At 35.1% G+C, this 21,471-nt stretch carries 18 protein-coding genes; 16 read left to right on the top strand and 2 right to left on the bottom strand.

What is annotated here, in order from left to right; genetic code table 11:
• Positions 1-472: 472 nt before the first annotated feature.
• Positions 473-1,279: a DUF7674 family protein gene (locus E5Z56_RS07165; protein ID WP_138157199.1), complete on the bottom strand. Its 807-nt coding sequence runs from the start codon at positions 1,277-1,279 to the stop codon at positions 473-475.
• Positions 1,280-1,467: 188 nt separating this feature from the next.
• On the opposite strand from E5Z56_RS07165, the gene E5Z56_RS07170 reads away from it, so the two are divergent.
• The 8 genes from E5Z56_RS07170 (at position 1,468) to E5Z56_RS07205 (ending at position 8,694) form a co-directional block, all read left to right on the top strand.
• Positions 1,468-2,289, top strand: coding sequence for a DDE-type integrase/transposase/recombinase (locus tag E5Z56_RS07170; protein WP_175405411.1), 822 nt, complete (start codon positions 1,468-1,470; stop codon positions 2,287-2,289).
• Positions 2,290-2,617: 328 nt separating this feature from the next.
• Positions 2,618-3,430 carry a glutamate racemase gene (gene murI, locus E5Z56_RS07175; protein WP_138157201.1) on the top strand — a complete coding sequence of 271 codons (813 nt, stop codon included), beginning with the start codon at positions 2,618-2,620 and terminating at the stop codon, positions 3,428-3,430.
• Positions 3,430-3,861, top strand: coding sequence for a DUF1934 domain-containing protein (locus E5Z56_RS07180; protein WP_022505346.1), 432 nt, complete (start codon positions 3,430-3,432; stop codon positions 3,859-3,861). Before murI ends, E5Z56_RS07180 begins: the two co-directional genes overlap by 1 nt.
• A gap of 1 nt (position 3,862) precedes the next feature.
• Entirely contained in the window at positions 3,863-5,599 is a 1,737-nt protein-coding gene (gene argS / locus E5Z56_RS07185) for an arginine--tRNA ligase (RefSeq protein ID WP_138157202.1), read from the top strand.
• 811 nt (positions 5,600-6,410) lie between these two features.
• Positions 6,411-6,977, top strand: coding sequence for a TetR/AcrR family transcriptional regulator (locus tag E5Z56_RS07190; RefSeq protein WP_138157203.1), 567 nt, complete (start codon positions 6,411-6,413; stop codon positions 6,975-6,977).
• A gap of 9 nt (positions 6,978-6,986) precedes the next feature.
• Entirely contained in the window at positions 6,987-7,172 is a 186-nt protein-coding gene (locus tag E5Z56_RS07195) for a cysteine-rich KTR domain-containing protein (RefSeq protein ID WP_138157204.1), read from the top strand.
• 65 nt (positions 7,173-7,237) lie between these two features.
• Positions 7,238-7,966: an ABC transporter ATP-binding protein gene (locus E5Z56_RS07200; protein ID WP_138157205.1), complete on the top strand. Its 729-nt coding sequence runs from the start codon at positions 7,238-7,240 to the stop codon at positions 7,964-7,966.
• Positions 7,963-8,694: an ABC transporter permease gene (locus tag E5Z56_RS07205; RefSeq protein ID WP_138157206.1), complete on the top strand. Its 732-nt coding sequence runs from the start codon at positions 7,963-7,965 to the stop codon at positions 8,692-8,694. Before E5Z56_RS07200 ends, E5Z56_RS07205 begins: the two co-directional genes overlap by 4 nt.
• 805 nt (positions 8,695-9,499) lie before the next feature.
• Here E5Z56_RS07205 and E5Z56_RS07210 read toward each other — a convergent pair.
• Entirely contained in the window at positions 9,500-11,197 is a 1,698-nt protein-coding gene (locus E5Z56_RS07210; RefSeq protein WP_138157207.1) for a lectin like domain-containing protein, read from the bottom strand.
• A gap of 119 nt (positions 11,198-11,316) precedes the next feature.
• Here E5Z56_RS07210 and gpr point away from each other — a divergent pair, with 119 nt between their 5' ends.
• The 8 genes from gpr to E5Z56_RS07250 all read left to right on the top strand — a co-directional run bounded on the left by gpr (position 11,317) and on the right by E5Z56_RS07250 (position 21,427).
• The gene (gene gpr, locus E5Z56_RS07215; RefSeq protein WP_138157208.1) at positions 11,317-12,204 is read left to right on the top strand and encodes a GPR endopeptidase; all 888 of its coding nucleotides are present in this window, start codon (positions 11,317-11,319) and stop codon (positions 12,202-12,204) included.
• 50 nt (positions 12,205-12,254) lie between these two features.
• Positions 12,255-13,283 carry a stage II sporulation protein P gene (spoIIP, locus tag E5Z56_RS07220; protein ID WP_138157209.1) on the top strand — a complete coding sequence of 343 codons (1,029 nt, stop codon included), beginning with the start codon at positions 12,255-12,257 and terminating at the stop codon, positions 13,281-13,283.
• Positions 13,284-13,328: 45 nt separating this feature from the next.
• Entirely contained in the window at positions 13,329-13,874 is a 546-nt protein-coding gene (locus E5Z56_RS07225) for a hypothetical protein (protein ID WP_138157210.1), read from the top strand.
• Positions 13,875-13,891: 17 nt separating this feature from the next.
• A complete protein-coding gene (gene dusB, locus E5Z56_RS07230) occupies positions 13,892-14,863 on the top strand; it encodes a tRNA dihydrouridine synthase DusB (RefSeq protein WP_138157211.1) in 972 nt (323 codons plus the stop codon).
• Positions 14,864-14,922: 59 nt separating this feature from the next.
• The gene (locus E5Z56_RS07235) at positions 14,923-16,173 is read left to right on the top strand and encodes a serine hydroxymethyltransferase (RefSeq protein WP_138157212.1); all 1,251 of its coding nucleotides are present in this window, start codon (positions 14,923-14,925) and stop codon (positions 16,171-16,173) included.
• A gap of 112 nt (positions 16,174-16,285) precedes the next feature.
• The gene (locus tag E5Z56_RS07240) at positions 16,286-17,545 is read left to right on the top strand and encodes a replication-associated recombination protein A (protein ID WP_138157213.1); all 1,260 of its coding nucleotides are present in this window, start codon (positions 16,286-16,288) and stop codon (positions 17,543-17,545) included.
• A gap of 201 nt (positions 17,546-17,746) precedes the next feature.
• Positions 17,747-19,021, top strand: a complete 1,275-nt coding sequence (locus tag E5Z56_RS07245; protein ID WP_138157214.1) for a starch-binding protein — start codon at positions 17,747-17,749, stop codon at positions 19,019-19,021.
• 18 nt (positions 19,022-19,039) lie between these two features.
• Positions 19,040-21,427, top strand: coding sequence for an alpha-amylase family glycosyl hydrolase (locus E5Z56_RS07250; RefSeq protein WP_138157215.1), 2,388 nt, complete (start codon positions 19,040-19,042; stop codon positions 21,425-21,427).
• Positions 21,428-21,471: the final 44 nt, after the last annotated feature.

Genomic DNA, 21,471 nt, shown 5'->3' on the forward strand with positions numbered 1-21,471 from the left:
ATATCATACCTATTACTATAATAATAGTTTGGCTTACAGATGTAGGGTCCAACAGTGTTGGACCGTTACAAACTATCCTAAATAAAGGTATTATGTCCTATGTAGATATTATAAATTTATAGTCTGCAAACAGGACAAAAATCCCATATACATCACACTTTTTAACGGGCGAACAGTGTTCGCCCCTACGACTGTGAGCCATAATATGATATAAAAATTGATACTGTTTATGTTACAAAATATCGTTATAATATAAATTGTACAACCACATAGTTTACATATTTTATAATTTACAACATCCCCACAAACCCTAATTTACAAACTTATCTATAATTACAATCAAAAATAAAAAGTAATTTGTAACTCTATAAAAAATTATACTTACATAAGGAATAAAAAACCTATCACAAAATTTGTGATAGGTTTTTTGGAGTTATTGATATGAAAAAATATTGTTATCAAATATTACTGATTATTGCTGATTTTGTAGTGTCTCTGCAAAACGAGAAGTTTTCTTCTTCTTAACCTTTTCAGGTTTAACAGTTTTGCCAATATACTTTCTGCCACCCTTAGAATACTTCTGCATATCCTCATCAAAGTGTTCGTAAAGTTTGTCATACTGTTCATCAGTTAGTGAGTTAATAATAACAATATTAACGATTGAACGAGTATCGGCATCACCGTTGTTGTACTGACGGTTAAGTAGCTGAGCTAACTTTTCAACTTGCTTCTTACTAGGGTTTTTCATATATTCCTTTACTCTTGGAACAATGTGTTCCTTAGTAAAAGTAACACCTCTAAATGGGTAGTAGTTGTCAGCTTCTTCCTTAATTTCATCCTTTAGCTCAGGGAAGAATGTTACAAATCTCTTTGCTAGGAATTCAGGGTCAGCACTACCTTCATCTTTGTTTTTCTTCTTTTTTTTCTTAGCTTGTTGTACTTTCTTTAGTTGAGTTTTGTCACCAAGCATTTCTGCAAAGTCTTTACCGATAGACTCAGCATCTGACATTGTGTCACTTTCAGGGTCAAATAGCCATGTAGCCATATTCTTCCAGTCATTATCAGGACCTTCATCTGTCATACCACAAGAACGAAGTACAAGGTGGTTGTCCTTCTCTGTATAAATAACTGAATAAATAAGACTGCCATTTGTAAACATAGCAACCTTTTCACCGTCATCAGAGGCTACATTCTGTTGTGTAAAGCCTTGTTGTGACAATGCCTTTTCTACTTTATCTGTAATAGCACTAAATGCTTTGTTTAAAATATTATCTGCCAAGGTAATTCATCCTTTCAATCTTGTCTTTCAATTATACCTTGAATATAAGAATTTGTCAAAGGTTTTTCCCTTGACTTTGTATGTGTTAAAATGATATGACCCAATAAAAAAGAGGAGTAACTTCAAAATATGGTATAATGGAATCGCTAAAAAAACATTAACCTAAGAAAGAAGTATTCCTCATGAATATGATAACACAAGAAGCAAAGAAAAAGCAAGCCATAGTAAAATACGCACTAAAAAAAGGAAAAAGCAAAGCAAGTAGAATGTACGGTGTAAGTCTTTCAAGCGTAAAGAGATGGTGTAAACAATATGACGGTACCTGGCAATCGCTATTGCCTAAATCACACAGACCACATAGTCATCCTAACAGGCACACAAAAAGAGAAGAAAGACAAATTAGAAATTCTTTCAAAAAGTGCTATGAAAGATATGGATGGGATGGAGTATACAGTGATTTAAAGAGAAAAGGATATACAAGAAGCTACTCAGGAATGATATATGCAGCTAAAAGAATGGGCTTAGTAAAATATAAAAAGACAAAGAAAAAGAGCCGTAAGCATAGAAGATATCCGGAACTGTTAATACCTGGAGAAAAGGTGCAGATAGATGTAAAAGAAGTGCCATATAATTGCTTAAGAGGTAAGGCTTTAAGGGACGGAAAGCATTTTTATCAATGGACTGCAATAGATGAATGTACAAGGATGAGATTTGTATATGGGTTTGAAGAACACACACCTGAAAACTCAACCAAATTCTTGAAAATGTTATTGAAAGAATTTCCGTTTAAAATACAGACTATTCAAACAGATAACGGAAGAGAATTCACATATAAATATCAGAGCAGTGAAGTGAAAAGTCCTTTTGAAATAGAATTAAACAAACTAGGTATAAATCATAAATTAATACCACCACGAACACCTTGGCACAACGGAAAGGTAGAAAGAAGTCATAGAAACGACCAAAATATTTCTATGATTGGGAAACATTCAGAAATATTGAAGAATTAAACACAAAATTAAAAGGACATTTGGAATGGAGTAATAACAAAACAATGAGAACACTTGATTATAAGAGTCCAATGCAGTTATTGAGTGAAAAGTTAGAATTGAAATCCATTCATTAATTAATATTCATAATCAAAATTCAGTAAAACAAGCGAAATATTAAATCGTATTTTATTTTTACCCTAAAATGGGTCATATCTATTTACAACACAGATTGTCAAAGGTTTTTCCCTTGACTTACCCTTGAAAGTTACTTCTTTCTATGATAAAATGAATATGTATGTTATATATAAGACAAAATTATAGAATTTTAGTCTGATAGGAGATTACAATGGATAAAAGAGCTATTGGTGTATTTGATTCCGGACTAGGTGGACTGACTGCCGTTAAGCAGTTAATAAAGGTTTTGCCAAATGAGAATATTGTTTATTTTGGCGATACAGGTAGAGTTCCATATGGTTCAAGAAGTAATGACACTATAAAAAAATATGCTTTACAAGATGCAAACTTTTTATTACAACACAATGTAAAAATGGTTATTGCTGCTTGTGGTACAGTTTCTTCAGTAGCCGGTGACTTGTTGAGAGCTCAGGGTTACCCATATACCGGTGTTGTAAACCCTACTGTATATACTGCTGTACGCACAACTAAAAATAAAAGAGTTGGTGTTATCGGTACAAGTGCCACAATCGGTAGCCATAGCTACAAAAAAAGACTGACTGAGGAAGATCCGGAAATCAAGGTTTTTGAACAGGACTGTCCTCTATTTGTTCCACTTGTTGAAAATGGTTTCATTGATAAAAATGATCCTATTGTACACCTTACAGTAGAAAGATACCTTGCATCATTAAAAGAAAACAATGTTGATACGTTAATCCTAGGTTGTACTCATTACCCAATTTTGCGTGATGTTATTGCCGAAGTTATGGGGGATAGTGTTTCACTAATAGATAGTGGTATGGAAACTGCTTATTATGCAAAGAAAGTTCTTAAGAGAGAAAACTTACTTGCACCGGATGACCAAGTAGGCAAAAATGAATTTTATGTTAGCGACACTCCTGATAACTTTGAAAAGGTTGCTGAAATTTTCTTAGGACAAAATATTGACCACTATGTAAAACAGATAAATATAGAGGAATATTAATGAGTAAAAAGTATTTGATAACATTCTATGCTTCTCAAAGTAACCTGCAAGAAAAGGACGAAATGACTTTTACTGCACCGGGTGAATACTATGAGGAAAATGGCATAAGAATTGTAAAATATAAAGAGTATTCTGAAGATAGTCAGCTTGAAGGTGACTATTCGCTAAACACCATTAAAATTGTAAATGACAGTAAACTCTCTATTCTTAGAGAAGGTGACCACACAACAAGACTTTTCTTAGAAAAAGACAAGGTACATAATTGCCATTACAGAACAAAAATGGGTGACTTAATGTTTAGTGTCTTATGTACAAAGCTACACAATAATTTAACAGATAACGGTGGTAAGCTTGATGTTGCTTATAGCCTTGACTTAAATGGTGAAACTGTCAGCTACAACCGTTTTATTCTTACAGTAAAGGAAAATTGATATGTCAAAAACTGCTACACTTGCAAAACAACAAATGAAAGATGTTATTACATCTGCTATTAATAAAGCTATACAGAACGGTACATTACCTGAGGGTGATATTCCGGAATTTATTATTGAAAAACCTGCCGATAAGTCTAACGGTGACTTAGCAACAAACTGTGCATTAGTTTCAGCAAAAACTTTTAGAATGCCACCATTCAAAATTGCTCAAGCTATTACAGAAAATATTGATTTAGAGGATACTCTATTTACTAAGTTTGAAACTGCAGGTCCGGGTTTCATTAACTTCTTCCTATCACAAAGCTACTACAGTAAGGTGCTAAAGGAAGTTGAAGAAGAAAAAGAAAACTTTGGTCAGAGTAATTACGGTCAAGGTGAAAAGGTAATGGTAGAATTTGTTTCTGCTAACCCTACAGGTCCTATGCATATGGGTAATGCAAGAGGTGGTGCTTTAGGTGACTGCCTAGCATCTGTTCTTGATAAAGCCGGTTACAATGTGTGGAGAGAATTCTATGTAAATGATGCCGGTAATCAGATTGAAAAGTTTGCTTGTTCTTTGGAAGCAAGATATTTACAGATTTATGATGAAACAGTACCATTTCCGGAAGACGGTTATCAAGGTGGAGATATTACAGACCTTGCTAATCTATACAATGATGAAAACGGTGACAAGCTACTAAATGTTTCATCAGAAGAGAGAAAGAAAGCACTTGTTGACTTTGCACTACCAAGAAATATTAAGAAAATGCAAAGTGATATGGCAAAGTACAAAATCACTTATGATAAGTGGTTCTTTGAAAGTGAACTTCACAATAGTGGTGCAGTTAAAGAAGTTGTTGACATTCTTACAAAGAAAGGTTTAACATACGAAAAAGAAGGTGCTGTTTGGTACAAGAACAAAGAAGTTGTTACAAAGAAACTTCTTGCAGAAGGTAAAAAGCAGGACTATATTGATAAGTTGGAACTAAAGGATGATGTTCTAATTCGTCAAAACGGTAATCCAACATACTTTACTGCCGATATTGCTTATCACAAGAATAAGTTTGACAGAGGATTCACAACACTTATTGATGTATGGGGTGCTGACCACCATGGTCATGTTATGAGAATGAAGGGTGCTATGGATGCTATCGGTTATGATGGTGACAAGCTAAATGTTCTTCTAATGCAACTTGTTAAGCTGGTTCGTAACGGTGAACTTGTAAAGATGAGTAAGAGAACAGGTAAGGCTATCCAACTTGCCGACCTGCTTGAAGAAGTACCTGTTGACTCAGCAAGATTTTTATTTAACACAAGAGAAGCTAACAGTCAGATGGACTTTGACCTTGACCTTGCAGTTAAAGAAGATAACCAAAACCCTGTTTATTATGTTCAGTATGCTCATGCCAGAATTTGCTCAATTCTAAAGGCTCTTGAAAAGGATGGTATCACACCAAAGGATTGTTCAGAAAGTGACCTTGATGTGCTAACTGCTCCTGAAGAAATTGATATTATCAGTCACCTAGCATCATTTGAAGATGAGATTATCTCTGCTGCTAAGGACTATGACCCAACAAAGATTACTCGTTATGTTACAACTCTTGCAACATTGTTCCATAAGTTCTACAATGCTTGTAGAGTTAAGGGTGATGACGAAAAGCTAACTCAGGCAAGACTTGCTCTTTGTGTTGCAGTTAAGACAGTTATTAAGAATGTCCTAACAATGTTCAACATCTCTTGTCCTGATTCAATGTAATTTTGATTGACTTAAATTTGTTAAGTTGTTATCTTAAGGATATTAAAATTTAGAAATTTTTAATTTTAAAAAATTATATTACCTATAATAAGGCAGACTCAATAATGGGTCTGCTTTTGCCTTTTGTATAACCAAAAATATAAGTAATCATAAATCACTATAACAAAATTGGGTTTGTGGGGATGATTAAATATGAAAAGTGTAAACTATGTCCTTGTATAAACTGTAAACTATGTGGTTGCACAATTCATAATACAACATTATTTTGTAGCATAAACTGTACCATATTTTATATCATATTTTGGCTCACAGTCGTAGGGGCGAACATTGTTCGCCCGTTTAATAGTAAAATGTTTTATGTAACTTAGTCCTATGTAGAAACTAAAAATTATAACTTACCATATAGGGCAAAGTACCTATATAAAGGCTAGTTTGTAACGGGACATCAATTAAGTGAACATCAAAGAAAACGAGCCATAGGCGAAGTTTGATTTGCTAATGTGAACTTATGCAAAAGTTTTTTGTAAAAAAACTTTTGTTGAAAGACCACCTGTTAGCCATACTTTTGTGATAATATAAGGTATGATAATTTTGCAAATTTTCCTTTATACTCAACTAAATTTAAAACAAATTCACCTTAACTCACAATCAAAATTAAAAAGACAAACCCTAATTTGCAGAACTAGATTACCTTTACCCACATAAAAAATTGAATAAATAAAATTTATAAAAGGAATTGACAAAATATATTATGTGTGTATAATAAGAAACATAGGTTACGCAACAAGTGTTACCTAAAAGGAGAAATATAATGCCACCAAAATTCAAGTTTACTAGGGAAGAGATTATTTCTTCTGCTCTGGATGTAACAAGGAAAAATGGAATACAAGGACTTACTGCAAGGGCATTAGCCAATGAACTTGGTTGTTCTGTTAAGCCTATTTTTGGACTTTTTAAAAATATGGAAGAAGTACAGACAGAGGTTATACTAAGTGCTGCAAATCTTTATTACAAGTATTTGCAAGAAGAAATGACAAGTGGTAAGTACCCACCATATAAGGCAAGTGGTATGGGTTATATTCGTTTTGCTAAAGAAGAAAAAGAACTTTTTAAACTTGTATTTATGCGTGACCGTACTAATGAAGAAAAGAATGATACAGCAGAAACTGAGGCAGTAGTAAAAATTCTGCAAAATGCTATAGGATTAACAGAAGAACAGGCATATAAATTTCACCTTGAAATGTGGATATATGTTCATGGTATTGCAACAATGATGGCAACATCATATTGTGACTTTGAACTTGATTATATTAGTGACCTAATAAGTGATATGTATTTAGGACTGAAACATCAGTTTACAAAGGATAAGGAAAACTAAGGTGATGGTATGAAAGTGCAGTGGGTATATTGCCCAATTTGTAATAACAAAACTAGGGAAAAGGTAAGGGAAGATACAGTTATAAAGAATTTTCCTCTTTACTGTCCAAAATGTAAAAATGAAACTTTGGTTAGCATTGAAAATTTAAAACTTAATGTCATCAAAGAGCCAGACGCTAAGACGCAGAGCCGATGAACTAATAAATATATTTGATTTTATATTTATAGTTTGTCGGTTTTTTATATTTTAAGGAGAGAACAATGGACGCAATTAAAATTGACAATTTAACAAAAAAGTACAAAGACCTTGTGGCAGTTGACCATTTGAATTTAACTGTAAAAGAGGGAGAGCTTTTTTCTTTACTAGGTGTAAACGGTGCAGGTAAAACAACAACAATCAAAATGCTTTCTTGCCTAACAAAGCCTAATTCAGGGGATGCTTTTCTTGGTGGTGAAAGTATTGTTACTGCACCTAAGAAGGTAAAGAATATTATTGGTGTGTCACCACAAGAAACTGCAGTTGCACCTAACTTAACAGTTAAAGAAAACTTAGAATTAATGTGTGGTGTACATAATTTTTCTAAAGAAAAGAAAGTTGCAAAGGTAAATGAACTTGCTGAGCAGTTTGATTTAAACAGTATTTTAAACAAGAAAGCAGGTAAACTTTCAGGTGGTTGGCAAAGAAGATTAAGCATTGCAATGGCACTTATCAGCGAACCTAAAATTCTTTTCCTTGATGAACCCACACTTGGACTTGATGTTATTGCAAGAAGTGAACTATGGGACAATATTCGTCAGTTAAAGGGAAAAATTACAATTATCCTAACTACTCACTATATGGAAGAGGCTGAGGCTCTTTCTGACCATATTGCAGTTATGAAAGGTGGCAAGTTACTTGCACTTGGCACAGTTGATGAACTAAAGAAACAAACTAATGAAGATAAATTCGAGGATGCATTTATTCAAATTGTTAAGGGGGTATCAAAATGAGAATGTTGACTTTTTCTAATAGAACTGCAAAAGAAATTTTGCGTGACCCACTTAACTTAGCATTTGGTCTTGGTTTTCCGGTAGCACTTCTACTTTTACTATCAGCTATTCAAGCTAATATTCCGGTAAAAATGTTTGAACTGGATAAGCTAACTCCGGGTATAACTGTTTTTGGTTTGTCCTTTATGACTCTATTCTCTGCAACACTTGTTGCTAAAGACAGAGAAAGTGCATTACTGCAAAGACTATACACAACTCCACTTACTGCAATGGACTTTATATTTGGCTACATTTTGCCTATACTTCCTATTGCAATTGCTCAAAGTATTGTGTGCTATATTGTAGCCGTAATTTTAGGACTAAAAATAACAGTTACCATTCTGTATGCTTTACTTGCTATTATCCCAATTTCACTATTCTTTATTTGTCTAGGTCTTTTATGTGGTAGCATTTTTAATGTAAAGCAAGTGGGTGGTATCTGTGGTGCATTAATCACTAACTTAACAGGTTGGTTTGCAGGTATTTGGTTTGATATTAGTACTGTTGGTGGTGCTTTTGAGAAGATTGCAAATGCTCTACCTTTCGTACATATGGTTAACCTTGAGAAAGCAATTCTTAACGGCAATTGTTCTGATGTTTCAACAGATATTTTGTGGATTGCCCTTTATACCGTTGCATCAATAGTTATTTCAATCCTATTATTCCTAAGACAAATGAAAAAACAGTAAATGAAAAATAAGCGTTATAATAGGTTTTATAATACAAATAAAGTATAAAAGGTAATGCAATAATTAGAAATATTGAAAATTAATAATAAGTAAAATTTTACATAAACCAAAACTTCCAAAAACGAAAGCCACAAGAATCCTTGTGGCTTTTGTTTTATGTTGATAGATTACATTTTAAGTTTGTATCTATATGGATAGATACCTAAGGAAAATTTGGGTTTGACTTTTTAATCTTGATTGTGGATAAAGGTGAATTTGTTATAAATTTAGTTGAGTATAAAGAAAAATTTGCAAAATTATCATACCTTATATTATCACAAAAGTATGGCTAACAGGTGTAGGGGACATCATTGATGTCCCGTTACAAACTAGCCTTTATATAGGTACTTTGCCCTATATGGTAAGTTATAATTTTTAGTTTCTACATAGGACGAAGTTACATAAAACATTTTACTATTAAACGGGCGAACAATGTTCGCCCCTACGACTGTGAGCCATAATATGATATAAAAATCGGTACTGTTTATGCTCCGAAATATCGTTGTAATATGAATTGTGCAACCACAAAATTTACATTTTATACAAGGACATAGTTTACACTTTTCATATTTAATCATCCCCACAAACCCTAATTTGTAAAGTATATTCTTATTATTCTACAAATAAAGTTTAAAGATGAAAATTAAGGTTACACTTAACCAACATAAAATAAGCCTCCGAAATGGAGGCTTAAATTATGCTTTAGATAAAATATAAAAATTAAAAATGAAAATTAAAAATGAAAATTAAAAATGAAAATTAAAAATTACTGATTATCGCCGGTTACTTTTGCAAGTAATCTTTGAATTTCTGTTACATCTTTAACATTTACAACACCATCTTGATTAATGTCAGCATTTATCTGACCTTCACTGGAAAGTGTGTAGCTATGAATTGTGCTTTTCTGAATACAAACTGCATCGTCAATATTAACTACACCATCTAGGTTAGCATCCCCTGCAAGTGTTCCTCTTTTATAAGTGATACCCTTAATTACAAAGTTACCACCTTCTGTGTCATCATTAACATCTTCGTAAAAATCCATAACATCATTTACTTTGCTTTTGCTTAGACTAGGAATGTTAGGAAAGATATTTTTGTCAGTATAAATGTAGCTTTGACCTCTTTTAGCTTCAGTATTAAAGATTCTTTCATCTTTATTTTCAAGCCATTCTGAAACACCGATACCGTTTATAGCTTTTGTATCGGTTGTATCAATTTCAACACCAATACCGATTTTGCCTTTGCTAACATATAGAGGGTCAACATCAGCTGTGTAGTAACCACTATATGGTACTTTACCTGTTTTAAGTGTTTTCCAAGTTGTCTTGTCACTACTTGGTGTGCCTTCATTGTCAACAGGAATGTAATATAGTGTGTAGTTAGCACCAACACTTGTTGACTCAAACATAACTTTGTTTAAATATTCATTTGTGTTATCAATATTTAGAACATTAATGTATGTTGTATCTTTTGATGCTTCATCAAGATAATCAAATTCATAAGTAGCACCAAATGTTTCTACCTGATGAATTGTATTTGATACATTGTTTTTCATATAGTCAGTAAAAGCATATGATGGACCAAATACATCAGAGAATATGTAATAGTCTTCATAAGAAATCCAGAAGTAACCGTCAAAGTCGTTGTAGTCACCCCAACTGTTTCTGCATAACCATGCACCGTCTTTCTTAGGTGTGTATGTTTTACCGTCAATATTTACTGTGAAACTTTCTTTGCTGATGTTATCATCCCAACCTACTACACTTACGCAATGACCTGAAATATAGTTTGATTCAGCAGGACAATATGAATGGGTGTCATCAGCAGAGAATTTTGAATATTCATTGTAGTGAGTAGTAACTGCACCGTAATCTTTTATAGACTTCTTGATAGTGTCTTTATCTTCAGAATCAAGATACATAATGCCTGTTACAACATCATTAATATTGTACTTTTTGTTAATATCAAAAAGACTTAGTGGGCTTGTGTATGGAAATTCATTTTCAGAAACACCACCACTCCAGCTACTTAGGTAGCCCATTGTAATGTATGGGAAACCACCACCTTTGTAGTATTCTCTCTGCCAACCTGTACCGTCTTTTCTTGGAGTACCCCAAGCATCAACATGAGCAGCAGAGTACCAAGAGTTAGAAGAATTATCTATTACACCATCTTTAATAAGTAATGTTTCAAGGCTACTTAATCCACCATAAGCCCAACAGATTTGAGCATTGCCTTGTTGTCTGATTGGTGTTACAAGATTTAAGTCTTTTGAACTATATGATGAAGGTAAAGTTTCATCAACATCAAGTGTAGTTCCTTCACCTGTAAAAGGTATTGCAATTTCACTTGAATTTTTACTTTCTATTGTGTCAACCTTTGCAGCACTAACACTAAGTCCGGTAGTAGACACAATTAACATTGCACTTGCAATAGAAACAATTTTTGCAAATTTATTCATTTTACCTGTCCTTTCGATAATATTTGTATTTAATCACATTATATCAAATACTTTTTGTACTGTAAAGAATATAATTGTTAACTTTCGGAAAAGATATTTACAGAATGTGGGGGGATATTATGGAACGAAGAACAGACCTTGCTTTAGAAGCAAGAGAACTTTTTGGTGAAGATATTAAAGGTGTGAAATTTGAAGAAAGTGAAAAGGAAGATATTAAAGTTTCCAGACTAAAAATAACAAGTGATAAGGCAAGTGCAAAACTAGGTAAAGAAAAAGGAACTTATGTAACTTTAGAAATGCCACCACTTTCCGATAATTACAAAACACCTGATGAAAAGTTAGAAGTTATTGCACAGGAGATAAAGCACCTTATACCTGTAAATGGTCTGGTAATGATTGCAGGTTTAGGAAATACAGAAATAACTCCTGATGCACTAGGCCCAAAATCAGCATCAAAGATTATAGCTACCAGACATATAAAAGGCGAAGTTGCAAAGGCAACAGGTCTTGATAAACTTAGACCGGTTGCAGTAGTTGCTACCGGTGTAACAGGAAAAACAGGTATTGAAACAGGTGAGTATCTGTATAGCCTAATTAAGAAGATAAAGCCAAATGCACTTATTGCTATTGATGCTTTAGCTTCAAGACGACTTTCAAGACTTGGCTGTACAATTCAAATTAGTGATACGGGAATTTCTCCCGGTGCAGGTGTTGGCAACAACAGAACAAAATTATCACAAGAAACTTTAGGTATTCCGGTTATAGGTATAGGTGTGCCAACGGTAGTTGATGCATCAACCTTAGCACTTGATTTGTTTGATACGGAAGATGTAAGATTTTCGGAACAATTAAAAAGTATGGTAAATCCCAACGGCAGACAAATGGTAGTTACACCTAAAGAAATAGATTTGCTGATAAACAGAGCCTCTGAACTGATTGCACTTGCTATTAATTATGCACTTCATTCTGATTTAAATTTAAGCGACCTTATGAGCCTAATGTACTAAAATGTACAAACCCATCATAGTATTAAAGAGAATATTAAAGAGGTGGTTTTATGGGCAGAAATATAAGAAAGTTAAGTTTGCTTTTTGCTTTTGTTGCTATTGTTGCAGGTATGTATTCACTATGTAATAGGGTAGGTGGCTATGTAACACCTAAGGAAAATTCGGTTGAAGTGGTTAAGAAGGTTGATGAAGTTCCCACAACAACACCTACTACTGTTTCAGCTACTGTACCTACTACAAAAACAAAGGTGAATAAAACAACTAAAGAAACTGTCCCTACCACCTCATCAGGAAAAAATTATCCTGTTATAGAAAAACAGTTTGGTGAGGATGGTATTACATATGATAATTTTTGTGTAAAAAATTATACTGACTATTCCCTTGATATTGCCACAGAATTAAAGAGAGGTTTGCCGTTTAAAATAGAAAAGAACCACCAAGTTCAAGTATTGATTTTCCATACTCATACTTGTGAAAGTTATCTAAAAAGTGATACCGATTATTATCCAAGTGACTATTATCCAAGAACAACTAATAATAAAGAAAATGTTACAGCAGTAGGTGACGAAATAGAAAAACAACTGAAAAAGGCCGGTATCGGTGTTATCCATGACAAAACAAAGCATGACTATCCATCATACAACGGTGGGTATGATAGAAGTTATCAAACAATTCAAAAGTATATGGAAAAGTATAAGGGTATTAAGGTTGTACTTGATATACATAGAGATGCTATTGGTGAGGGTGGTGAGTCCGGTAAAGTTAAACCTACTTTTAAATATAAAGGGAAGAAAGCCTCCCAAATTATGATTATGACAGGTTATCAGTATGAGGGTGGAGGTGACTTTCCATTTTGGAGAGATAACCTTGACTTTGCCATAAAACTTCAACAGACTGCAGAAACAATGTATCCCGGATTAACCAGACCACTTAACTTTGGAGAATACACTTATAACCTAAATGTGTGCAACGGTTCATTGCTAATTGAATTTGGTACAGATGTAAATACTATTGATGAAGTAAAGCGTTCCGGAAAGATGGTGGGAAAGGCTCTGGCAAAAGTATTGCAAAATAATTGAAATGTGATATAATTACCTTATCAATGATTATTGAAGGTAATAATAATGAAATTAATTAATATAAAGAAATTTTCAATTGTTCTGGCTATTGCAACTTTGTTCTGTGTAATGTCATTTACAACTGCTTTTGCTGAAGATGTTGTAACCGAACCGGTAACAGAGCCTGTAGCTACAGAACCTGTGACACAAGAACCGGTAACAGAGCCTGTAACTCAAGAACCTGTAACTGAACCGGTAACTCAAGAGCCGGTAACTGAGCCTGTGACAGAACCTGTATATACTGAACCTGAAACAGAGCCTGAAACCGAACCTGCTACAGAACCGGAAACTGAGCCTGAAACCGAACCTGTAACAGAAAACTATACTGAACCGACTTATGATGTAAATAAATTACCAACACTGGTTGACTCGACTCAGGTAGCAGAAGAATTACCTACTGCTATTGGTGCTGATGAAGATGGTGGTGTTAGCTTTGTTGGTGGTGTAGTTTGTTGGATTGCAGTTATTATTTCTGCTTGTGTAATTATTGCATTTTTACTTTCTACTAAGGTAAAAGGCAAAAATATGGGCAAATTCAAGAGATACCAATAATTAAGTAAGGATATAATATGAAAATCGGAAATATTGAAATAAAAAATTCTGCTGCTCTTGCCCCAATGGCAGGGGTGGCAGATTGTGCATTTAGAGAACTTTGTGCTTCCTACGGTGCTGCTTATACTGTAACAGAAATGGTAAGCTCAAAGGGAATACATTATAATAGTAAGAAGTCTGCCGAACTAATGGAACTAACCGATAAAGAAAGACCATCCGGTATTCAAATCTTCGGTAATGAACCAAAGACTATGGCTGATGCTGCAGTATTTGCAATGCAGTTTAAACCGGACTTTATTGATATAAATATGGGTTGTCCTGCTCCAAAGATAAGTGGTAACGGTGCAGGTGCATCCCTTATGAAAACACCTAAGCTTTGTGGTGAAATCGTTAAGGAAGTTGTGTCGGCAGTTGATATTCCCGTAACTGTAAAGATGAGAAAAGGTTGGGATGATGACTCGATAAATTGTCTTGAAGTTGCAACTATTGTGGAAGAAAACGGTGCTTCGGCAGTAGCTTTACATGGTAGGACAAGACAACAGTACTACAAGCCACCTGTTGATTGGGATATTATTAAGGAAGTGAAAAGCCACCTAACAATTCCCGTAATAGGCAACGGCGATGTTAATTCTGCCGAAAAGGCTAAGAAACTTTATGAGCATACCGGTTGTGATATGATTATGGTTGGCAGAGGTGCTTTGGGTAATCCTTGGTTATTTGATGAAATTAATCAGTATCTAAAGACAGGAACAATTCCACCTAAGCCAACACCGGAAGAAAAACTTTCTGTAATGGTTAAGCAGATTGAGAGAATGTGTGAACTAAAAGGTGAGTACCTTGGTATTCGTCAAAGCAGAAAACATATTGTGTGGTATCTAAAAGGTTTTAGAGGTGCAGCATCCCTAAGAAATGAAGCCGGTCATACTTCGTCACTTGAAGAATTGTATGCTTTGGTGCAAAAAGTTTTGGATATGCACATTAATAGTTGAAATATAAGGAATTTTCCTATATAATGGATAGTAAATAAAAGAAATGGGAGATAATTAAAATGGAAAAAGTAAATTCTATTGATTTTGTAAATATGTACGACCCTGAAGTTGGTTCAGCAATGGCTGAAGAACAGGCTCGTCAGAAGAGAAACCTTGAACTTATTGCATCAGAAAACATTGTTTCACCTGCAGTTATGGCTGCTATGGGTAGCTTACTAACTAATAAGTATGCTGAAGGTTATCCGGGTAAGCGTTACTATGGTGGTTGCTTTGCAGTAGATAAGGTTGAAGAAATTGCCAGAAAGAGAGCTTGTGAACTATTTGGTGCAGAACATGCTAATGTTCAGCCTCACTCAGGTGCTCAGGCTAATATGGCAGTTTATTTTGCAATGCTAACACCGGGCGATACAGTTATGGGTATGAACCTTAACGAAGGTGGTCACCTAACTCACGGTTCACCTGTAAATATGAGTGGTAAGTACTTTAACTTTGTACCTTATGGTGTTGATAGTGAAACTCACCGTATTGACTATGATAAGGTTCTTGAAATTGCTAAAGAATGTAAGCCAAAGATGATTGTTGCCGGTGCATCAGCTTACCCAAGAATCATTGACTTTGCAAAGTTCAGAGAAATTGCTGATGAAGTTGGTGCTTTGCTAATGGTTGATATGGCTCACATTGCAGGTCTTGTAGCAGCAGGTGTTCATCCAAACCCAGTACCATATTGTGACTTTGTTACAACAACAACTCATAAGACACTTCGTGGACCTAGAGGTGGTATGATTCTTTGTAAGGAACAGTATGCTAAGGCTATTGATAAGGCTATCTTCCCAGGTACTCAGGGTGGTCCACTAATGCACATTATTGCTGCAAAGGCAGTTTGTCTTGGTGAAGCTCTAAAGCCTGAATTTAAGGAATACGGTAAGCAGATTGTTAAGAACTGTAAGGCTCTTGCCGATGGTCTTGTTAAGAGAGGCTGTAAGCTGGTTTCAGGTGGTACAGACAACCATGTTCTACTTATGGATTTAAGAGATACAGGTGTTACAGGTAAGGAACTTGAAGCAAGACTTGACGACTGCTATATTACAGTTAACAAGAATACTATTCCAAATGAACCACTAAGCCCATTTGTTACAAGTGGTGTTCGTATCGGTACAGCAGCAGTTACAACTCGTGGACTAAAGGAAGAAGATTGTGACAAGATTGCTGAATATATTACACTAGTACTTAATGACTATGAAGGTAACAAGGATAAGGTTAGAGCAGGTGTTGAAGAAATCTGCAAGAAGTATCCTCTATACGAAGACTAATTTGGAGTATTTAACAAAATAAATATTACAAAATATTAATAGGGTGTCTTTGTGACACCCTATTATTTTAGTTAATAATGGTTTATTGTATTAAAAATGAAAGGAGGAAATTATGCAACCTTTAGCAGACAGACTTAGACCGGCAACCCTTGATGATATTGTAGGTCAAAAACATATTTTAGGTGAGGGAAAGCCTTTGCGTAAAATTATTGAAAGCAACAAAATTCCTAACCTGATTTTTTACGGACCATCAGGAGTTGGCAAAACTACCCTTGCAACATATATTGCAAAGAAAACCAATATGACTTTCAAAAAGTTAAACGGTACAACTGCATCAACTTCTGACTTGAAAGATATTTTTAAGGAACTTGATGGTTTTGCCGGACTAAACGGTGTGTTGCTATACCTTGATGAAATTCAGTATTTTAATAAGAAACAACAACAAACATTACTTGAATACATTGAAAACGGCAAAATCACTTTAATTGCATCTACAACAGAAAATCCCTATTTCTATGTATACAATGCAATTTTAAGTCGTAGTACTGTTTTTGAGTTTAAACCTGTTCCATATGAAGAAGTAGAAAAAGCAGTTAGAAGAGCATTTTCTATTTTAGCAGATGAAAACGGTATTTCTGTTGAAATTGACGATAAAACAGTTAAGACAATTTCTGTTGCTTGTGGTGGAGATGTAAGAAAGGCTATGAATAGTGCAGAACTTTCTTTCCTAGCAACAGATACTGTTGATGGTGTGAAAACTATTACAGAAGAAACTGCAAAAGATTTAACCCAAAGAAGTGCTATGAGGTACGATAGGGAAGGTGATGAGCATTATGACATTTTGTCAGCTTATCAAAAGAGTATGCGTGGCAGTGACGCAAATGCAGCTTTGCATTATCTTGCAAGACTTCTTATTGCAGGTGACTTGATTTCTGCTTGTAGAAGACTAATGGTATGTGCTTGTGAAGATGTGGGACTTGCTTATCCTAACCTTATACCTATAGTAAAGTGTTGTGTTGATATTGCAATGTCGGTAGGATTGCCTGAGGCCAGAATCCCTTTAGCTGATGCAGTTATTATGGTATGTAATGCTCCAAAATCAAATTCCGGAGAAATGGCAATAGACAAAGCTATGGCTGATATAAAAGCCGGTAATGTTGGCAGTATTCCAAGACAACTACAAAACACCCACTATGACGGTGAAGATAATCAAAACAAAGGACAACATTACCTTTATCCTCATGATTATGACCATCATTATGTTGTACAGCAGTATTTACCTGATATTCTAAAAAATAGGCAATATTATACATATGGTGACAATAAAAACGAACAAGCCTTTAAGGCTTATTGGGATAAAATAAAACCCTAGTTCATAATTTCATAAAATACTGTTACATGTATTTAAAGGGCTATTAATATTTAGTTCATAACTTGGTACATATAAACAAGTTATTGTATAAAAGATTGTATATAATTAAATTTGTTTATTCTTTTAAAGAATAAAAAACCTTGCACATTTTTGATATAATTTAACCGTAAGAATTTATATTTACTTTTAGGAGGCAAAACAATGAAAACATTATGTAAAAAGTCCTTTGGTGTTTTCCTAGCAGTACTTATGCTTTTAAGTGCTGTAGGTGTTGGCAGTTATTCTGTATTTGCTGCTAATACTGACACAGAAAAATCAGGGGCAACCTCTGCAAGTGGCGACACAGTGTATTTCCAAAACACTGCTAACTGGTCAAAGGTTAACGCTTACATGTGGAATGAAAGTAAGGGCAATTCAAGCAATAAAACTTGGCCCGGTGAAGCTATGACAGATGAAGGTGACGGTGTATGGTCTTATGACATTAAGGGCGAATACGACCACATCATCTTCAATAACGGTAGCTCACAGACAGGTAATATTGTTTACCCTGGTAACAGTATGATTTACAAAGACGGTTCTTGGGAAGTATATGATACAAGCCCACTAAGAATTACATCTTTTGAATCCGACACTAAGTCACCTGCTTACATTGGTAGTGCTATTACACTAACAACTGTTACAAAGAGCGACACTACAGGTGTACAGTATCAGTACTCAGTAAACGGTCAGGTTATCAGTTCTTATTCTTCTAACAATTCTTGTGTATGGAATCCTGCTTCTTCAGGTGACTACACAATTAGAGTTGATGTTAAGGATAACGCAGGTAACCAGAACTTTAGAGAAATGTCTTTCTCAATCAAAGACCCTTCTCAGGAACAAAAGCCTGTATTCCTATCTTCTAACCCTCTTACAGGTAAGCAGATTAAGACAGGTACAGCTACTAACCTTTCTGTAAATGCAGCCGGTGGTAACACAGGCACAAAGCTTCTTTTCTACAAATATGTAGTTAAAGATCCTACAGGTGAACAGGTTAACACAGCTTATTACACACTAAACAAGAATTATTCATTTACAGCAACTAAGACTGGTACTTATACAGTTGATGTATCTGTTCAGGGTAGTGATAACCAGACAATCACTCAGCAGTTAAAGTTTGAATCAACTCAGAATCCAACAGATCCAACAGAAGATACTCAGCCAACTTCTCCATCTGTAACAACTCCATCTAAGACAGATCCAACAGTAACAACTCCAACTACTGCTACTGAACCATCAACTCCGGATCCAAGCAAGATTCTTGGCGATGTTAATGGTGATGGTGTTCTAAATATCAGAGACTCTGCTCTAATCCAGAAGAAGCACACAGGCTTCGTTATTGATTCATATGATGAATCAGTTTCTGACTTTAACAAAGATGGTAAAATGAATGTTAAGGATGCTGTAGCTATCCAAAAATTCCTTGCTAAAGCAAATTAAAAAGAGGTATAGTAGATTATGACCAAAATTAAAAAAATCATTGCACTCTTGATGGTCATTGCAGTTTCAGCATCTATTATGGTTGTAGGCACAGTTGGTGTATCTGCTAAGGATACAAGCACTAAGAAAACTGCTGCCGGCGAAACTACAGAAACTGGAATTACAGTACACTATAAGAGCGAAGGCGTAACTCCATATGTATATTATTGGAATTCACTTCCAAATAATATTAAGACAGATTATCCAGGTGAACAGATGACTGCTGACAAGGATAACTGGTACACAACAACATTTAAAGATGTTACAAAGATTAACCTAATGTTCACAGACAAAGACGGTAAGCAACTTTCAAAGGAGCTTACTCGTAAGACAGGTGAATGGTGGTTCTATAACAACATTTGGTGGAGCTCAAACCCAGATGAGTTTGACCCTGCATCATCTGTTGATTTCCGTGAAGAATCAATTTACTTTGTAGTTACAACAAGATTCTACAACGGTGATAAGTCTAACGATGTTCACTGTTGGGATGATAATGTTTACAACAACCCTGACTCTGACCCTGCATGGAGAGGTGACTTTAAGGGTCTTGCTGAAAAGCTAGACTACATTAAGGCACTTGGTTTCTCAGCAATTTGGATTACTCCTGTTGTTGAAAACGGCTCAGGTTATGACTACCACGGCTACCATGCTATGGACTTCTCAAAGGTTGACTCAAGATATGAAAGTGATGACTTTACATATGAGGACCTAATTCAGGCAGCTCATAAAAAGGGTATGAAGATTGTACAGGATGTTGTATGGCAGCATACAGGTAACTTCGGTGAAGGTACACTTTGTAAGCTATTCGATAAGGATACTTCAAAGGATTTATCAAGCATTGAAGATTCTATGATTCCTACACAAAAGCTTCTAGACCAGGCCGGTGTTAGTACAGCAGAAGAATACTGGAACTTAACTCCTGCAAAACAGCATGAAGCAAGAATTGACTTAATGAAGAATAACACAATTCAGTCAAGTAACTCTACAGGTGTTCACCCATCAACAAAGGATTACTCTGATGATAAGTTATCAAAATCTTCAGTTTACAACCCTAACAACTACTACCACACATCTTACTTTAGAAATCTAAACTGGGATGACTGGTCATGTAAATATGCTCAGATTGCAGGTGACTGTGTTGACCTAAATACAGAAAACCCAGCAGTTGCTGAATATATTAACCAGGCATATAGTAAGTATATGGCTATGGGTGTTGATGCGTTCCGTGTTGATACTGTTAGACATATTCCTAGACTAACTCTAAATATGATGTATAACAAGCAGATGATGGCTAATGCAGCTAAGTACGGTAACCCTAACTTCTATATGTTCGGTGAAATCTGTACTCGTTACGGTCAGATTTGGTATCGTGACCATGCTCAGGAATCATCAATGTTCTACACATGGGATGAATCTGATCCTAAGTGGGCAAAGGAATGGTCAAGTGGCACAGATCTTGAATCTATCAACAACAATATGAACCTAACATTTGACCACTATAACGAATATGATGATACATCAATTCAGCCAACATCTGACAATGCATTCCTAAAGGGTATTAGCTACCATACACCTGATACAAGCAAGGCTTCAGGTATGAATGCAATTGACTTTACAATGCACTATAACTTCAATACTGCCGGCAATGCTTATGGCCTAGCTAAGCAGGAAGATAAGTACTTTAATGACTCAACTTGGAATGTTGTTTATGTTGATTCACATGACTACGCTCCAGGCCCTAACGATAGTGTTAGATTTAACGGTGGTACTTCAACTTGGGCAGAAAACCTAGACCTAATGTTCACATTCCGTGGTATTCCTTGTATTTACTACGGTTCAGAAATTGAATTTAAGAAGGGCATTATGATTGACGGTGGTGCTAACAAGACTCCTCTTGAAGGCACAGGTCGTGCTTACTTCGGTGACCATGTTGAAGGTGATGTTAAGACAACAGACTTTGGTGATTATACAGCTACAGGTGCTGCTTCAGAATCTCTAAGCTATCCTCTAGCAAAGCATATCACAAAGCTTAACAAGATTCGTCGTGCTGTTCCTGCTCTTCAGAAGGGTCAGTACACAGTAGATAGCAACTATGTAAGTGGTGATATGGCTTATATCAGAAGATACACAAGCGATGACACAGATTCACTTGCTCTAGTTACAATCTCAAGTGGTGCAACATTCAAGAACATTCCTAACGGTACATATATTGACGCAGTTACAGGTGACAAGAAGGTTGTTACAAACGGTACACTTTCAGTTTCAGCTCCTGGTAAGTCAAATATGAGAGTTTATGTATGTTGTGGTAATGGCTTCACAGGTATTGACGGAGCTATTGGCGAAACAGGTTTAACATATCTAAAATAATTTAGAATAATCAACTCCTTTTTGAGGGCATCTCTTTTTGAGAT

The organism is Ruminococcus bovis, assembly GCF_005601135.1.
GTDB classification, from domain to species: domain Bacteria; phylum Bacillota; class Clostridia; order Oscillospirales; family Acutalibacteraceae; genus Ruminococcoides; species Ruminococcoides bovis.

What these genes read in the sequence shown, in the direction of transcription:
- E5Z56_RS07250 (WP_138157215.1), top strand. Translation starts at nt 19,040, where the DNA reads ATGACCAAAATTAAAAAAATCATTGCACTCTTGATGGTCATTGCAGTT.
- E5Z56_RS07170 (WP_175405411.1), top strand. Translation starts at nt 1,468, where the DNA reads ATGATAACACAAGAAGCAAAGAAAAAGCAAGCCATAGTAAAATACGCA.
- E5Z56_RS07195 (WP_138157204.1), top strand. Translation starts at nt 6,987, where the DNA reads ATGAAAGTGCAGTGGGTATATTGCCCAATTTGTAATAACAAAACTAGG.
- dusB (WP_138157211.1), top strand. Translation starts at nt 13,892, where the DNA reads ATGAAAATCGGAAATATTGAAATAAAAAATTCTGCTGCTCTTGCCCCA.
- E5Z56_RS07210 (WP_138157207.1), bottom strand. Translation starts at nt 11,197, where the DNA reads ATGAATAAATTTGCAAAAATTGTTTCTATTGCAAGTGCAATGTTAATT.
- E5Z56_RS07240 (WP_138157213.1), top strand. Translation starts at nt 16,286, where the DNA reads ATGCAACCTTTAGCAGACAGACTTAGACCGGCAACCCTTGATGATATT.
- E5Z56_RS07190 (WP_138157203.1), top strand. Translation starts at nt 6,411, where the DNA reads ATGCCACCAAAATTCAAGTTTACTAGGGAAGAGATTATTTCTTCTGCT.
- argS (WP_138157202.1), top strand. Translation starts at nt 3,863, where the DNA reads ATGTCAAAAACTGCTACACTTGCAAAACAACAAATGAAAGATGTTATT.
- E5Z56_RS07200 (WP_138157205.1), top strand. Translation starts at nt 7,238, where the DNA reads ATGGACGCAATTAAAATTGACAATTTAACAAAAAAGTACAAAGACCTT.
- E5Z56_RS07205 (WP_138157206.1), top strand. Translation starts at nt 7,963, where the DNA reads ATGAGAATGTTGACTTTTTCTAATAGAACTGCAAAAGAAATTTTGCGT.
- gpr (WP_138157208.1), top strand. Translation starts at nt 11,317, where the DNA reads ATGGAACGAAGAACAGACCTTGCTTTAGAAGCAAGAGAACTTTTTGGT.
- E5Z56_RS07245 (WP_138157214.1), top strand. Translation starts at nt 17,747, where the DNA reads ATGAAAACATTATGTAAAAAGTCCTTTGGTGTTTTCCTAGCAGTACTT.
- E5Z56_RS07225 (WP_138157210.1), top strand. Translation starts at nt 13,329, where the DNA reads ATGAAATTAATTAATATAAAGAAATTTTCAATTGTTCTGGCTATTGCA.
- E5Z56_RS07235 (WP_138157212.1), top strand. Translation starts at nt 14,923, where the DNA reads ATGGAAAAAGTAAATTCTATTGATTTTGTAAATATGTACGACCCTGAA.
- murI (WP_138157201.1), top strand. Translation starts at nt 2,618, where the DNA reads ATGGATAAAAGAGCTATTGGTGTATTTGATTCCGGACTAGGTGGACTG.
- E5Z56_RS07180 (WP_022505346.1), top strand. Translation starts at nt 3,430, where the DNA reads ATGAGTAAAAAGTATTTGATAACATTCTATGCTTCTCAAAGTAACCTG.
- spoIIP (WP_138157209.1), top strand. Translation starts at nt 12,255, where the DNA reads ATGGGCAGAAATATAAGAAAGTTAAGTTTGCTTTTTGCTTTTGTTGCT.